The sequence below is a fragment of the Pseudescherichia sp. genome (assembly GCF_031998825.1).
GTDB lineage: Bacteria > Pseudomonadota > Gammaproteobacteria > Enterobacterales > Enterobacteriaceae > Pseudescherichia.
Map to the genome: position 1 here is coordinate 1 of NZ_DAMACX010000067.1, position 15,769 is coordinate 15,769.

At 58.4% G+C, this 15,769-nt stretch carries 13 protein-coding genes; 10 read left to right on the forward strand and 3 right to left on the reverse strand.

Going from position 1 to position 15,769, the window contains the following annotated elements:
• The 3 genes from RTP97_RS19600 to zapC all read left to right on the forward strand — a co-directional run.
• Positions 1–1,541: DUF3458 domain-containing protein (locus RTP97_RS19600; RefSeq protein WP_312416598.1), on the forward strand; the 1,541-nt coding region annotated here is incomplete at its 5' end.
• Positions 1,542–1,709: 168 nt separating this feature from the next.
• The gene (gene pyrD, locus RTP97_RS19605; protein ID WP_312416600.1) at positions 1,710–2,720 is read left to right on the forward strand and encodes a quinone-dependent dihydroorotate dehydrogenase; all 1,011 of its coding nucleotides are present in this window, start codon (positions 1,710–1,712) and stop codon (positions 2,718–2,720) included.
• Between the two features lie 167 nt (positions 2,721–2,887).
• Positions 2,888–3,424 carry a cell division protein ZapC gene (gene zapC / locus RTP97_RS19610; RefSeq protein WP_312416603.1) on the forward strand — a complete coding sequence of 179 codons (537 nt, stop codon included), beginning with the start codon at positions 2,888–2,890 and terminating at the stop codon, positions 3,422–3,424.
• On the opposite strand, the gene RTP97_RS19615 is transcribed toward zapC, so the two are convergent.
• Complete coding sequence (locus RTP97_RS19615; RefSeq protein ID WP_312416606.1) at positions 3,421–4,530, reverse strand: YcbX family protein; 1,110 nt, start codon at positions 4,528–4,530, stop codon at positions 3,421–3,423. The two genes, zapC and RTP97_RS19615, sit on opposite strands and share 4 nt — an antisense overlap.
• Positions 4,531–4,629: 99 nt before the next feature.
• Between RTP97_RS19615 and rlmKL the strand changes: the two genes are divergently transcribed.
• From rlmKL to rmf, 6 genes are all read left to right on the forward strand, one after another.
• The gene (rlmKL, locus tag RTP97_RS19620) at positions 4,630–6,738 is read left to right on the forward strand and encodes a bifunctional 23S rRNA (guanine(2069)-N(7))-methyltransferase RlmK/23S rRNA (guanine(2445)-N(2))-methyltransferase RlmL (RefSeq protein WP_312416608.1); all 2,109 of its coding nucleotides are present in this window, start codon (positions 4,630–4,632) and stop codon (positions 6,736–6,738) included.
• 15 nt (positions 6,739–6,753) lie between these two features.
• Positions 6,754–8,661: an ABC transporter ATP-binding protein gene (locus RTP97_RS19625; RefSeq protein ID WP_312416610.1), complete on the forward strand. Its 1,908-nt coding sequence runs from the start codon at positions 6,754–6,756 to the stop codon at positions 8,659–8,661.
• Positions 8,662–8,675: 14 nt separating this feature from the next.
• Positions 8,676–9,929 carry a membrane integrity-associated transporter subunit PqiA gene (pqiA, locus tag RTP97_RS19630; protein WP_312416612.1) on the forward strand — a complete coding sequence of 418 codons (1,254 nt, stop codon included), beginning with the start codon at positions 8,676–8,678 and terminating at the stop codon, positions 9,927–9,929.
• A 3-nt stretch (positions 9,930–9,932) separates the two neighbouring features.
• Entirely contained in the window at positions 9,933–11,573 is a 1,641-nt protein-coding gene (gene pqiB / locus RTP97_RS19635; protein ID WP_312416614.1) for an intermembrane transport protein PqiB, read from the forward strand.
• Positions 11,570–12,151 (forward strand): membrane integrity-associated transporter subunit PqiC, encoded by a 582-nt coding sequence (gene pqiC / locus RTP97_RS19640; RefSeq protein WP_312416616.1) that lies wholly within the window; start codon positions 11,570–11,572, stop codon positions 12,149–12,151. Before pqiB ends, pqiC begins: the two co-directional genes overlap by 4 nt.
• A 282-nt stretch (positions 12,152–12,433) precedes the next feature.
• Positions 12,434–12,601 (forward strand): ribosome modulation factor, encoded by a 168-nt coding sequence (gene rmf, locus RTP97_RS19645; protein WP_072015258.1) that lies wholly within the window; start codon positions 12,434–12,436, stop codon positions 12,599–12,601.
• A 55-nt stretch (positions 12,602–12,656) separates the two neighbouring features.
• Here rmf and fabA read toward each other — a convergent pair whose 3' ends face one another.
• Both fabA and RTP97_RS19655 read right to left on the reverse strand, forming a co-directional pair.
• Positions 12,657–13,178 (reverse strand): bifunctional 3-hydroxydecanoyl-ACP dehydratase/trans-2-decenoyl-ACP isomerase, encoded by a 522-nt coding sequence (gene fabA, locus RTP97_RS19650; protein WP_312210457.1) that lies wholly within the window; start codon positions 13,176–13,178, stop codon positions 12,657–12,659.
• A gap of 68 nt (positions 13,179–13,246) precedes the next feature.
• Positions 13,247–15,007 (reverse strand): Lon protease family protein, encoded by a 1,761-nt coding sequence (locus RTP97_RS19655; protein ID WP_312416617.1) that lies wholly within the window; start codon positions 15,005–15,007, stop codon positions 13,247–13,249.
• Between the two features lie 185 nt (positions 15,008–15,192).
• Here RTP97_RS19655 and matP point away from each other — a divergent pair, with 185 nt between their 5' ends.
• Complete coding sequence (gene matP, locus RTP97_RS19660) at positions 15,193–15,645, forward strand: macrodomain Ter protein MatP (RefSeq protein ID WP_312210461.1); 453 nt, start codon at positions 15,193–15,195, stop codon at positions 15,643–15,645.
• Positions 15,646–15,769 lie beyond the last annotated feature (124 nt).

A 15,769-nucleotide genomic window follows, 5' to 3' on the forward strand; every position in this document is an offset into this window, starting at 1 on the left:
GCCCGATGGCGCACCCGATCCGTCCGGACAAAGTGATCGAGATGAACAACTTCTATACCCTGACGGTGTATGAGAAGGGGTCTGAGGTGATCCGCATGCTGCATACCCTGCTGGGAGAAGAGAACTTCCAGCGCGGGATGCAGCTCTACTTTGAGCGTCACGACGGCAGCGCCGCCACCTGCGACGACTTTGTCCAGGCGATGGAGGATGCCTCCAACGTCGATCTCTCTCATTTCCGCCGCTGGTACAGTCAGTCCGGTACGCCGATTGTCAGCGTGCGCGACGACTACAACCCAGAGACCGAGCAGTACACCTTGACCATCAGTCAGCGCACGCCGCCGACGGCCGAGCAGGAAGAGAAGCTGCCTCTGCACATTCCGTTTGATATTGAGCTGTACGACAACGAAGGCCAGGTCATCCCGCTACAAAAAGAGGGACACCCGGTGCACCACGTGCTCAACGTCACCCAGGAGGAGCAGACCTTTGTCTTTGATAAGGTCTACTTCCAGCCGGTGCCCTCCCTGCTGCGCGAGTTCTCCGCACCGGTGAAGCTAGAGTATAAGTGGAGCGATCAGCAGCTGACCTTCCTGATGCGCCATGCACGCAACGACTTCTCCCGCTGGGACGCGGCTCAGAGCCTGCTGGCAACCTATATCAAGCTGAACGTGGCTCGCCACCAGCAGGGCCAGCCGCTGTCGCTGCCGCTGCACGTAGCCGACGCCTTCCGGGCGATCCTGCTGGATGCCGACATCGATCCGGCCCTGGCGGCAGAGATCCTGACCCTGCCTTCTGCAGGCGAGATGGCCGAGCTGTTCGATATCATCGATCCGGTAGCGATTGTTGCCGTTCGCGAGGCGCTGACCCGCACCCTGGCGACCGAGCTTTCCGACGAGTTCCTTGCGGTCTACAACGCCCACAAGCTCGACGCCTACCGGGTTGAGCATGCGGATATCGGCAAGCGTTCGCTGCGCAACACCTGTCTGCGCTACTTGGCGTTTGGCGACGTTAAGCTGGGCGATACTCTGGTTACCCAGCAGTATCACTCTGCGGACAACATGACCGACGCGCTGGCGGCGCTCTCTGCTGCCGTCGCGGCGCAGCTGCCGTGCCGCGATGCACTGATGCAGGAGTATGACGATAAGTGGCATCAGGATGGTCTGGTGATGGACAAGTGGTTTATTCTGCAAGCCACCAGCCCGGCCAGCAACGTGCTGGAGACCGTGCGTGGCCTGCTGAACCACCGCTCCTTTACCCTCAGCAACCCGAACCGCGTTCGCTCGCTGATTGGCGCGTTTGCCGGCAGCAACCCGGCGGCGTTCCATGCGGAAGACGGCAGCGGCTACCGTTTCATGGTAGAGATGCTGACCGAGCTTAACAGCCGTAACCCGCAGGTGGCGTCACGTCTGATCGAGCCGCTGATCCGCCTGAAACGCTACGACGAAGGGCGCCAGACGCAGATGCGTGCGGCGCTGGAACAGCTGAAAGGCCTTGAGAACCTCTCTGGCGATCTCTACGAGAAGATCGCCAAGGCGCTGGCCTGATAAATCGCCGGGCGGCAGCCTGCTGCCCGGCTTTTCCCCTCTCTTTTCCCGCTCTCCAGGTAATCGTTTGCGTTTTATCTGAATTATTTGCCCCAGGTCAATTCCCTTTAGCGTCGCAATCGCACATAATACGCCCCCGGTTTGCACACCGGGAATCCAGGAGAGTTCATGTACTACCCCTTCGTTCGTAAAGCCCTTTTCCAGCTCGACCCAGAGCGCGCTCATGAATTTACGTTTCAGCAATTACGCCGTATTTCCGGCACCCCTTTAGCCGCGCTGGTGCGCCAAAACGTGCCGCAAAAGCCGGTCTCCTGTATGGGGCTGACCTTTAAGAATCCGCTTGGCCTGGCAGCGGGTCTGGATAAAAACGGCGAGTGCATTGATGCGCTGGGCGCGATGGGTTTTGGCGCTATCGAAATTGGTACCGTGACCCCGCGCCCGCAGCCGGGCAACGATAAGCCGCGTATCTTCCGTCTGGTCGAGGCCGAGGGGTTAATTAACCGCATGGGGTTTAATAACCTCGGCGTAGATAACCTGGTAGAGAACGTCAAAAAAGCCCATTTTGACGGCGTGCTGGGAATTAATATCGGCAAAAATAAAGATACGCCGGTGGAGCAGGGTAAAGATGACTATCTGATCTGTATGGATAAAGTCTATCCCTACGCGGGCTATATTGCGATTAACATCTCCTCGCCAAACACCCCTGGCCTGCGCTCGCTGCAATACGGTGAGGCGCTGGACGATCTGCTCTCCGCCATTAAAAATAAGCAGCGCGAGCTGCAGAATATTCACCATAAATATGTCCCTGTGGCGGTGAAAATTGCCCCCGATCTCTCCGTTGAGGAGTTAATTCAGGTGGCTGACAGCCTGGTTCGCCATAATATCGATGGCGTTATTGCTACCAATACCACGCTTGAAAGAGGGCTGGTGCAGGGAATGCGGCACTGCGATGAGACCGGTGGCTTAAGCGGTCGTCCACTGCAGCTAAAGAGCACCGAAATTATTCGCCGTCTGGCGGAGGAGCTGAATGGCCAGCTGCCGATTATTGGCGTCGGCGGAATCGACTCCGTTATCGCCGCGCGGGAGAAGATCGCCGCCGGTGCGACGCTGGTGCAGATCTATTCCGGCTTTATATTTAAAGGTCCGCCGCTGATTAAAGAAATCGTTAACCATATCTAATCCTTTGCGTCTAAATGTTAACCAGGGGTTTATTTCCGTCCCTGGTTGTTTTATATTCCCCTCGTTGTTGTTTATTAAACGTTCTCATTATTGACTTTTTGTGATAAGCGAAGCGGTAACAACGGACACTAAAGCAGCAGGACGCTTGAGGGGGAGCGGAGAGGAAAATGCGAATCAAACCTGACGATAACTGGCGCTGGTATTACGACGAAGAGCACGATCGGATGATGCTCGATCTCGCCAATGGGATGCTGTTTCGCTCCCGTTACGCCCGTCGGATGCTGACGCCGGACGCGTTCGCACCTTCCGGTTTCTGCGTAGATGACGCCGCGCTCTACTTCTCTTTTGAGGAGCGCAGCCGCGAGTTTGATCTTTCCCGGGAGCAGCGGGCCGAGCTGGTGCTGAACGCGCTGGTGGCGATCCGCTTCCTGAAGCCGCAGATGCCAAAAAGCTGGCATTTCCACTCCTACGGCGACAGCTGGCAGCCGGAGCTGGGCGAAGCCGCCAGCGTCTGGCTTAGCGATACCGCCGAGCAGGTGAACCTGCTGGTGGTGGAGCCGGGTGATAACGCCACCCTCTGCCTGCTGGCACAGCCCGGCGTGGTGATTGCCGGACGTACGATGCAGCTGGGGGACGCGATCAAGATCATGAACGATCGGATGCGACCGCTGCCCCAGCTGTTCAGCCTGGAGCAGGCAGTTTAAGGCTCCAGCACCAGCGGCGTTTTAGGAATGCAGCTGCAGCTCAGAATGGTGCCGTCGTCGCCGATGGCGGACTGCTTCAGGGCGCTGACTTCTCCTTCCACCAGACGTACGCGGCAGCAGCCACAGATCCCGGCCCGGCAGGAGTAGGGCACGCGGATCCCCTGACTCTCCAACTGCTCAAGCAGCACCTGCTGGTTATTCCCCGTGAAGCACTCTCCCTGCCAGTCGATAGTCACCGTTGAGGCTGCCTGTGTCTCAACCTCCAGCGTCTCAACCGGCTCGCCTGCGCCATACGCTCTCGCCGGACCGCTCGCCAATACGCTTACCTCGTCGCCGACGCGGATCACGCCGCTGTTGCGGGCAATCAGGTTCTGGCCGAAATCAACGTCGCCATTATCAACCGCGGTGCGGAACTGTTGCAGGGTATGCAGCGGCTCACCCGCCGGGTGCTTCTGTCCGCGTTCGGGGCTGATGGTGGTAAAGACGCAGCGGCTACAGGGTTTAACCACGTCAAAAATGACCTCGCCGATGCGCACGGTTTTCCAGGTATCCTCTTCCCACGCCTGCGCCCCGGTCACCACCAGGTTCGGGCGAAACTGCTCCATCTGGATGCTGGCCGGGCAGCGGCTCTGCAGATCGCGCAGCGAGGCGTCGTTGGTGAGCAGGTAGGGGAAGCCGTCAGCAAAGGAGAGCGGCACGCTCTCAAAGCGCTTCACGCGGCGGGTCGGCTCTTGTCCTACCCAGCGCAGCTGCACCTCGCGATTAAAAAAGCCGCTCAGCCACTGGTTGATCGCCGCGGGAGCGATTAATGCGGTAAAATGGTTTCCCCAAACCTCCGTCGGTGCGGCGTCGCAGATAAAATCAGCAAAGCGGACCAACGCGCTGCTGCCGTCGGGCGCGGTGAGATGCAGGCCGTCATGCAGCGGCGAAGGAATAAAACGCACCAGCTGTGGGTACTGGCGGGCGGTAATAAAGGTACCGTCGGGTTCAGTAACCATAAAGATGCGGTCAAAGGCCAGACCGCTGATGTCGGCCAGGGCGTGCGTGAGGCCAATTCCGCGCATCGATTTGACCGGATGAATAAAAAGCCGCGACAGGATAGCCACTGCGCCCTCCATGGGTGTGAAAATAAGCCCTCAACTTTATGACATCGGGTTGAGTTTAGCTATAATGCGCAACAATTTTCTGCGAGTAAAAGTGACGATATGAATTCTCTGTTTGCCAGTACGGCCCGTGGGCTGGAAGAGCTGTTAAAAACTGAACTGGAAAACCTCGGGGCGCAGCACGCCCAGGTGGTTCAGGGCGGTGTCCATTTTGAGGGGGACACCCGGCTCATTTACCAGAGCCTGATGTGGAGTCGCCTGGCTTCGCGCATTATTCTGCCGCTGAACGAGTGCAAGGTCTACAGCGACCTCGACCTCTATATGGGCGTGCAGGCGATTGACTGGACGGAGATTTTCAATCCCGGCGCAACCTTTGCCGTACACTTCAGCGGGCTGAATGAGGAGATCCGCAACAGCCAGTACGGTGCCATGAGGGTAAAAGACGCCATCGTCGACAGCTTTACGCGTAAGAATATGGAGCGCCCGAACGTCGATCGCGAGCAGCCGGATATGCGTATCAACGTCTGGCTGAATAAAGAGACCGCCCATATCGCCCTCGATCTCAGCGGCGACGGCCTGCACCTGCGCGGCTATCGCGACCGGGCCGGGCTTGCGCCAATGAAAGAGACCCTGGCTGCGGCGGTGGTGATGCGCTCCGGCTGGCAGCCGGGTACGCCGCTGCTCGATCCGCTCTGCGGCTCCGGTACCCTACTGATTGAGGCGGCGATGCTCGCTACCGATCGTGCGCCGGGCCTGCACCGCCAGAACTGGGGCTTCAGCGGCTGGGCGCAGCACGACGACGCGCTGTGGAAAGAGGTGAAGGCCGAGGCGCAGACCCGCGCCCGTCGCGGGCTGGCAGACTACGGCTCGCGCTTCTACGGCTCCGACAGCGATCCCCGGGTGATCGATATTGCCCGCAGCAACGCCCGTCGCGCTGGCGTCGGCGAGCTGATCGACTTCAACGTCAAAGATGTCGCCCAGCTGACCAATCCGCAGCCGGAAGGGCCGCACGGTACGGTGCTCAGCAACCCGCCGTACGGTGAGCGTCTTGAGAGCGAACCGGCGCTCATCGCCCTGCATAGCCTGCTGGGCCGCACGCTGAAAAACAGTTTCGGCGGCTGGAACGTCTCCCTGTTCAGCGCCTCGCCGGAGCTGCTCAGCTGCCTGCAGCTGCGCGCCGACCGTCAGTTTAAAGCCAAAAACGGTCCGCTGGAGTGCGTGCAGAAAAACTACTCTATTGCGGAAAACGTCGGTGATATTAAGGCCAGCGGCATGGCGGAAGATTATGCCAACCGCCTGCGCAAGAACGTTAAGAAGCTGGAGAAGTGGGCGCGCCAGGAGGGGATTGAGTGCTATCGCCTCTACGACGCCGATCTGCCGGACTATAACGTGGCGGTAGACCGCTACGCCGACTGGGTGGTGGTGCAAGAGTACGCCCCGCCGAAAACCGTCGATGCGCAGAAAGCCCGCCAGCGCCTGCTGGACGTTATTGCCGCCACCATCACGGTGCTGGGGATCGCGCCTAACAAGCTGGTGCTGAAGACCCGCGAGCGGCAGAAAGGCAAGAACCAGTACCAGAAGATGAACGAGAAGGGCGAATTCATGGAGGTGAGCGAGTACAACGCCCGCCTGTGGGTCAACCTGACTGACTACCTGGATACCGGCCTGTTCCTCGATCACCGTATCGCCCGGCGGATGCTCGGCCAGATGAGCAAAGGCAAAGATTTCCTTAACCTCTTCTCCTACACCGGCAGCGCCAGCGTGCATGCGGGGCTGGGCGGGGCGGCATCGACCACCACCGTCGATATGTCGCGCACCTACCTGGAGTGGGCCGAGCGTAACCTGCGCCTGAACGGCCTCACCGGTCGCCAGCATCGCCTGATGCAGGCCGACGTCATGGGCTGGCTGCGGGAGACCGACGAGCAGTTCGATCTGATCTTTATCGATCCGCCGACCTTCTCTAACTCCAAGCGGATGGAAGAGGCGTTTGACGTTCAGCGCGATCACCTGAGCCTGATGAAAGATTTAAAACGGATGCTGCGTAAAGGCGGCACGATTATGTTCTCAAACAACAAACGCGGTTTCCGCATGGACCACGACGGGCTGGCTGAGCTGGGGCTGAAAGCACAAGATATTACCCAAAAAACGCAGTCGCAGGATTTCGCCCGCAACCGTCAGATCCATAACTGCTGGCTGATTACCGCAGCCTGAGAGGAATAGAACAAGATGTCATTAATCAGTATGCACGGTGCCTGGCTGTCGTTCAGCGACTCGCCGCTTCTGGACAACGCCGAGCTTCATATCGAAGACAACGAGCGCGTCTGCCTGGTCGGACGTAACGGCGCGGGTAAATCCACCCTGATGAAGATCCTCAACCGTGAGCAGGGGCTGGACGATGGCCGCATCGTCTATGAGCAGGATCTGGTTGTAGCACGTCTGCAGCAGGATCCGCCGCGTAACGTCGCCGGCAGCGTCTACGACTTTGTCGCCGAAGGGATCTCAGAGCAGGCGGAGTACCTCAAGGGTTACCACGAGATCTCCCATCTGGTAATGAGCGATCCGAGCGAAAAAAACCTCAACGAGATGGCGCGCCTGCAGGAGCTGCTGGATCACTACGGTCTCTGGCAGATGGAAAACCGCATCAACGAGGTGCTGGCCCAGCTGGGTCTGGAAGCCGATATGGCGCTGGCGTCGCTCTCCGGCGGCTGGCTGCGTAAGGCAGCGCTGGGGCGTGCGCTGGTAAGCAACCCGCGCGTGCTGCTGCTGGACGAACCGACCAACCACCTGGATATTGAAACCATCGACTGGCTGGAAGGGTTCCTGAAAACCTTCAACGGCACGATCATCTTTATCTCCCATGACCGTTCGTTTATCCGCAACATGGCGACGCGTATTGTCGATCTCGATCGCGGCAAGCTGGTGACCTACCCGGGCAACTACGATCAGTACCTGCTGGAGAAAGAGGAGGCGCTGCGCGTAGAGGAGCTGCAAAACGCCGAATTTGACCGCAAGCTGGCCCAGGAAGAGGTATGGATCCGTCAGGGCATCAAAGCGCGCCGCACCCGTAACGAAGGGCGCGTCCGTGCCCTGAAGGCGATGCGTCGCGAGCGCAGCGAACGCCGGGAGGTGATGGGCAGCGCGAAGATGCAGGTTGAAGAGGCCGCCCGCTCCGGCAAGATCGTCATTGAGATGGAGAACGTGCACTACGGCGTGGACGGCAAAAAGCTGGTCACCGATTTCTCCGCTCAGGTCCAGCGTGGGGATAAGATCGCTATGATTGGCCCGAACGGCTGCGGGAAGACCACGCTGCTGAAGCTGATGCTCGGCCAGTTACAGGCTGACAGCGGACGCATTCACGTCGGTACCAAGCTGGAAGTGGCCTATTTTGACCAGCACCGCGCGGAGCTGGATCCGGATCGGACGGTGATGGATAACCTCGCCGAAGGCAAGCAGGAGGTGATGGTTAACGGTAAGCCGCGCCACGTGCTGGGCTACCTGCAGGACTTCCTGTTCCATCCGAAACGGGCGATGACCCCGGTGCGGGCGCTCTCCGGCGGGGAGCGTAACCGTCTGCTGCTGGCGCGCCTGTTCCTGAAGCCCAGCAACCTGATGATCCTCGATGAACCGACCAACGACCTCGACGTTGAGACCCTCGAGCTGCTGGAGGAGCTGATTGACGGCTACCAGGGCACGGTGCTGCTGGTAAGCCACGATCGTCAATTTGTCGATAACACCGTGACCGAGTGCTGGATCTTTGAAGGCCAGGGGCGGATTGGCCGCTACGTGGGTGGCTACCAGGATGCGCGAGGCCAGCAGGCCGCCTCGCAGGCGCAGAAACAGTCCGTTAGCAAAAAAGTGACCGACGCCCCGGCGGCAAAAGCAGAAACTGTCAAACGCGGCGGGAGCAAACTAAGCTATAACCTGCAGCGGGAACTTGAGCAGCTTCCACAACGGCTTGAAGAGCTGGAGGCGAATCTCACCGCACTGCAGGCGCAGGTTGCTGACGGGGCCTTTTTCAGCCAGCCCCATGAGCAGACGCAAAAGGTGTTAGACGAGATGGCCGCTGCGGAACAGGCGCTGGAAGAGGCCTTTGAGCGGTGGGAGCAGCTTGAGGCGCTTAAAAACGCGACGTAATTCAGGGAGTGCGCATGTGCGAACAACATCATGATGCCCGACACATTTTGTGTTCGCAGTGCGACCTGCTGGTGGCGCTGCCACCGCTGGCGCACGGGCATAAGGCAACCTGTCCGCGCTGCGGCCATACGCTGACCACCCGCTGGGATGCCCCCCGGCAGCGCCCGCTGGCCTACTCGGTCGTGGCGCTGTTTATGCTGGCGCTGGCTAACCTCTTTCCCTTTGTCTACATGAAGGTGGCAGGGGTAACCAGTGAAGTGACGCTGATGGAGATCCCCGGCGTCATGTTCTCTGAGGATTACGCCAGCCTCGGCACCTTCTTCTTACTCTTTGTCCAGTTTGTGCCCGCGTTCTGCCTGGTCACCATCATCCTGCTGGTGAACCAGGTCCCGCTGCCCGATGGCCTGAAGCGCGCGCTGGCGCGCATCTTCTTTATTTTGAAAAACTGGGGGATGGCGGAGATCTTTCTTGCCGGGGTGCTGGTCAGCTTCGTGAAGCTGCTGGCCTATGGCGATCTCGGCGTTGGCAGCAGCTTCATCCCCTGGTGCCTCTTCTGTATTCTGCATCTTCGCGCGTTTCAGTGCGTCGATAAGCGCTGGCTGTGGGACGACATCGCCCCAGCGCCAACCCTTGCCCAGCCGCTGCGGATCGGGGTGCCGGGCATTCGCCAGGGGCTGCGCTCCTGCGCCTCCTGCACGGCGGTGCTGCCTGGCGACCAGACGGTATGCCCCCGCTGTCACAGCCGCGGCCATGCCCGGCGCAGGAACAGCATTCAGCTGACCATGGCGCTGCTGGTCACCTCTATCCTGCTCTACCTGCCGGCCAACATTCTGCCCATCATGATCACCGATCTGCTCGGGGATAAGATGCCCTCGACCATTCTGGCCGGGGTGATCCTGCTCTGGAGTGAAGGCTCTTATCCGGTAGCGCTGGTGATCTTTATCGCCAGTATCATGGTGCCGACGCTGAAGATGATCGCCATCGCCTGGCTCTGCTGGGATGCGAAAGGACACGGCAGACGCGATAGCGAGCGCATGCATCTCATTTATGAAGTGGTTGAATTTGTTGGTCGCTGGTCGATGATTGACGTTTTCGTCATCGCCGTACTCTCTGCCCTGGTACGCATGGGCGGATTAATGAATATTTACCCCGCAATGGGCGCGCTGATGTTTGCGCTGGTTGTCATCATGACGATGATTGCGGCTATGACCTTCGACCCACGCCTGTCGTGGGATCGTGAGCCAGAATCAAGCCAGGAGGAGTCGTAAAGCATGGAGACTAAAGGTGGGGAAGCCAAAGTGCAAAAGGTGAAAAATTGGTCACCGGTATGGATCTTCCCGATTGTCACGGCGCTAATCGGGGCCTGGATCCTCTTTTATCACTACAGCCACCAGGGGCCGGAGGTGACGCTGATCACCACCAATGCTGAAGGCATTGAGGCGGGTAAAACCACCATCAAGAGCCGCAGCATTGACGTCGGCGTGGTGGAGTCGGCGACGTTAACCGACGATCTGACCCACGTTGAGATCAAGGCGCGGCTGAATGCCGATATGCAAAAGCTGCTGCACGGCGACACGGTATTTTGGGTCGTAAAACCGCAGGTCGGCAGGGAAGGGATCAGCGGGCTGGGCACGCTGCTCTCCGGGGCCTATATTGAGCTGCAGCCGGGAACCAAAGGCGGCGTGCGTGACGATTACCAGCTGCTGGACTCGCCGCCGCTGGCACCGCCGGATGCGAAAGGTATTCGCGTGGTGCTCGACAGCAAAAAAGCAGGCCAGCTCACTCCGGGCGATCCGGTGCTCTTCCGTGGCTATCGCGTTGGTTCGGTGGAGACCAGCGTGTTCGATCCGCAGAAGCGCACCATGAGCTATCAGCTGTTTATCAATGCGCCTAACGATCGGCTGGTGACCAGCAATGTCCGCTTCTGGAAGGACAGCGGCATCGCCGTCGATCTCACCTCGGCGGGCATGCGCGTAGAGATGGGGGCGCTGACCACCCTGTTTGGCGGCGGCGTCAGCTTTGACGTGCCCGAGGGCAACGACCTGGGCCAGCCGGTAGCCGAGAAGACGGAGTTCGATCTCTATGACAACCAGCGCAGCATTCAGGAGTCGCTCTACACCGAGCACAAAGATTTCCTGCTGTTCTTTAAAGATTCTATTCGCGGCCTGCAACCGGGCGCGCCGGTGGAGTTCCGCGGTATGCGTCTCGGAACCGTCAGTAAAGTACCGTTCTTTATGCCGGGCCTGCGTCAGGCGTTGAACGAGGACTACCGCATTCCGGTGCTGATCCGCATTGAGCCGGAGCGCATCGCAAGCCAGATGGGCGAAAGTCCGGATATCCTTACCAACCTGCCTCAGCTGCTGAAGCAGGGGCTACGGGGCTCGCTGAAGACCGGTAACCTGGTCACCGGCGCGCTCTATGTGGATCTGGATTTCGTCGCGAAACCGCCGCCGATCACCGGCATCCGCGAGTTTGGCGGCTACGGTATTATTCCAACGGTAAGCAGCGGGCTGGCACAGATCCAGCAGCGCCTGATGGATACGCTGGACAAGATCAACAATCTGCCGCTGAATCCGATGCTTGAGCAGGCTACCGGCACGCTCGCCGAGAGCCAGCGCACCATGCGTCGCCTGCAAGCCACGCTGGATAACCTGAACAAGCTGACCGCCAGCCAGTCAGTACAGAGTCTACCGCAGGATATGCAGAAAACGCTGCGCGAGCTGAACCGCAGCATGCAGGGCTTCCAGCCGGGATCGGCGGCCTATAACAAGATGGTAGCGGATATGCAGCGTCTGGATCAGGTTCTGCGCGAGCTGCAGCCGGTGCTGCAAACCCTTAACCAGAAGAGCAACGCCCTGGTCTTTGAGGCGAAGGGCAAAAAAGATCCTGAGCCGAAGGGGGCAAAACAGTGAAAAAAGGGATAATCGCGTTAGCAGTGCTGCTGCTCAGCGCCTGTAGCAGCAGCGAGGAGACTCGCTACTATCAGCTGCCAGAAAACCCGCGGCCGGTAGCCACGTCGCAGAGCATGATGGCCGCCAGCCCCGGACAGGGGCAGCGCCAGCTGTGGATCGAGCAGGTCTCGGTGCCGGACTATCTGGCAGGCAACGGGGTGGTCTACCAGACCAGCGACGTGCAGTACGTTATCGCCAGTAATAACCTGTGGGCCAGCCCGCTCGATCAGCAGCTGCGGACCTCGCTGGTGGCCAACCTCAGCCGCAATCTTCCGGGCTGGGTGGTGGCCTCCCAGCCGCTGGGCAGCGAGCAGGATACCCTTAACGTCACCGTAACCGGCTTCCATGGTCGCTACGATGGACATGTGATTGTGAGCGGCGAGTGGTTGCTCAACCACCAGGGCACGCTGATCAAACGTCCGTTCCATGTGGAGATGACGCAGCCGCAGGATGGCTATGATGCGATGGTGAAAGTGCTTGGCGAGGCGTGGGCGCAGCAGGCCAGCAATATCGCCCAGGAGATAAATCGCTTACCCTAGTCTGCAACTAAAGTTTGCAACTACAGCCTGCAACTAATCCTAAAAAAGCCACGCTTTCGTTTACGGTAACGTGGCTTTTTTTATGCTACTGGCAGGGGATAAACCTGTGCCTGCTCACATTTTTTGTACAAACGAACCTTTGTATATCTCACATTTATGACATTGGTATGAATTTTGTGCATTGACTGCGCGTGGCGATCGCGCTATTTGTTAGACGTGGTTGCACATTTTGTAGCCACTGTTTTCTTTTCCACCAGACTCAAATAATGAGGGAAACGAGGCATGAAGAGACAAAAACGAGATCGCCTGGAACGGGCACATCAACGTGGTTACCAGGCCGGCATTGCCGGACGCTCAAAAGAGTTGTGTCCTTACCAGACGCTGAATCAGAGGTCATACTGGCTTGGAGGCTGGCGAGAAGCCATGGAGGACAGGGTAGTTATTGCCTGATTCTGTCTCTTTAAATGAAACCTCCGCCTTGCGGAGGTTTCGCCTGTCAGGGGGATCAGAACGCGGAAGTGTCCTTGAACAGACCCACTTTCAGATCGGTTGCGGTGTAGATCTGACGACCGTCAACCAGCACTTCACCATCCGCGATGCCCATGATCAGCTTACGGTTGATGACGCGTTTGAAGTGAATGCGATAGGTAACTTTCTGCGCATTCGGTAAAATCTGGCCAGCCAGTTTCACTTCGCCCACGCCGAGCGCGCGGCCTTTACCTTCGCCACCGAGCCAGCCGAGGTAAAAACCAACCAGCTGCCACATGGCATCGAGGCCCAGGCAGCCAGGCATTACCGGATCGCCAATGAAGTGGCAACCGAAGAACCACAGATCCGGGTTGATATCCAGTTCTGCTTCAACATAGCCTTTATCGAAATTGCCGCCCGTTTCGCTCATGGTGATCACACGATCCATCATCAGCATGTTTCCTGCCGGCAACGGCGGGCCATTTTCGCCAAACAGTTCACCACGACCAGAGGCAATGAGGTCTTCTTTCGTATAAGAGGTTTTGCGTTTATCTACCATGTTCTCAGTAAGCCTTATTTTAGTGAAGCACGCAGGATAGCTAACACGTGTACGCTGAACAACTCCGATCAGTTGGTTGAAAACCAGCTGAGCCAGCGCAGCGGCCACGGGTAACGATGACGCGCTTCCTGCTGCGTCGCCAGCGTAATACGTTCCTGAATAGTCTGGATCAGGGTGGTTTGCCCTTCACCTTCCCACACCAGGTCTGTTAGTAAGGGTAGTGCATCGGTCACGTCATCAATGGCCCAGATGGAAAATTGTTCTGCCTGTACCGCGTCCAGCAGATCCTGATGCAGACAGAGGTGGCGCACGTTAGCGGCGGGAACAATCACCCCCTGCTTGCCGGTCAGGCCCCGGTGCTGGCAAATGGCGAAGAAGCCTTCGATCTTCTCGTTCAGGCCGCCCACCGGCTGCGCCCGTCCAAACTGATCCACCGAGCCGGTAATGGCGATATGCTGATGCAGGGGGACATCCGCCAGGGCGCTGATCAGCGCGCACAGCTCGGCCATCGAGGCGCTGTCGCCATCTACTTCGCTGTAGGATTGCTCAAAGGTTAGCGACGCCGTAAACGGCATCTGCTGTTCCAGCTCCAGTTCGGCCATCAGGAAGGACTGCATGATCATCATGCCCTTCGCGTGGATGTTGCCTCCCAGCTCGGCTTTTCGCTCGATGTCGTGAAACTCACCGTCGCCGATATGGACCACGCAGCTAATGCGTGATGGTTCGCCATACGGGCGGGGATGACCAGGAAACTCAACCACCGACAGGGCGTTGATCTGCCCAACGCGCTCGCCTTCGGTTTCAATAAGAATTTGCTCGAGCAGGATCTCATCCAGCATACGCTCTGGCAGGTAGCCTTCGCGCCATTCGCGCTGGGTCAGCATGGTTTGCAGCTGCTCCGCGTCGAAGGTGCTCTCCTCCGTAAAGGCAGAGACCTCGCGCAGTTGGCGGGCCAGCCACAGCGGACAGAGCGGCAGCGTCTCCTGATCGTCGGTATAGCGTACTGCAGCGCGGATCAGTACCGGCCACGCATCGTCAGCAGGCACAGGCAATCCGGCCTGCTCGGCGTTCAGGATCACCCACTGACGCCAGGTGGCCAGCGCCTCTGCGTCGGTAATCTGGATAGTCTCTTCATACTCGCTGTAGATAGACTGGGCGGCCAGATCCGGCTCCATCTCCTGGAAATCCGCCAGCGACTCGCGCTCGCCCACCAGAATAACCTTCAGCGTCAACGGCATAGCCGGCACGCTGACGGGCAGGGGACGGGACTCGTCAAAGGAGACCCAATCGAAACGTTGGCGGGTGACTATCGACTTCAGGCGCATCCAGAGCAGCGGCTGGCTCAGCAGGGTGCGCAGGGAGACGACCAGCACGCCGCCGTTGGCCTGGTGCACCAGCCCTGGCTCAAGAGCGATCTCATTATTGAACTGGCGCAGGCAGCCAAAAAGCTGCTCGGCCTCTACCCAGTCGGCAACCACCACCTCACTCTGCCCGGCAAAGTTCGCCTCTGCACTGGCGGCAGGCTTTACGCTCACCGTGCGGCCAGCGACGCTGTACTCAACGCCAACAACCGGCGACGTCGCGGGCTGGAGTTCACGGGCAGCGGCGGCGATCAGGGCCAGATACTCCGGCTCCTCCGGCGCTTTAGCCAGTAAAAAGCGTGAAGAGGCAGACGGATGCAGCAGCTGCTCCAGCGCGTATTGCAAACGAGGTTGCGTGTCACCAAGAGAAAGCTCAGACTCAAGGTCAACGTCAGACGGTGTAAACACCTCCTGATAGCTATCGGTATCAGGAACAAGGTCTTGCCAGGCTAGTTTAGTAATGGTCAAAGTCGAGGTTTTATCATCAGCTGTAAAGGGCGAAATTATAGCGTAAGCGGCAATTCAGCACACGCGGAATAGATGCTTTTACCGCTATCCGGGTACCGTCTGGCTCACAGGATGTGATTTCTTTTCAGCAGATTGGCAAAAAACTGATATTCTGAACTAAGTTACACGGTAACACTGAGATCGCAATGAAATATCAACAACTGGAAAATCTTGAAAGCGGCTGGAAATGGAAGTACCTGGTGAAAAAGCACCGTGAAGGTGAACTCATCACGCGCTATTTAGAAACCAGTGCGGCTAAAGAGGCTGTCGATTTATTGCTGAAGCTCGAATACGAACCGGTTCGCGTTAACGACTGGATTGCGCAGCATATGAATGCCGCGTTAATGAACCGCATGAAGCAGACCATCCGCGCCCGGCGTAAGCGGCACTTTAATGCCGAGCACCAGCACACGCGTAAAAAATCTATCGATCTGGAGTTTATGGTCTGGCAACGTCTGGCGGGCCTTGCCCAGCGGCGAGGGAAAACCCTGTCGGAGACCATTGTGCAACTGATTGAAGATGCCGAGCATAAAGAGAAGTATGCCAGTCAGATGAGCACCCTCAAGCAGGATCTGCAGGCGCTATTGGGCAAAGAGTAATGCATCTCTCAGCGCTTCAGCAGAGAGCAGGCAATAAAAAACCCCGCATGGCGGGGTTTTTTTATAGGACGTGACCCGTCCTGAATAGCGTTGACACATTTTACTCATACACTGAGGAAAATGT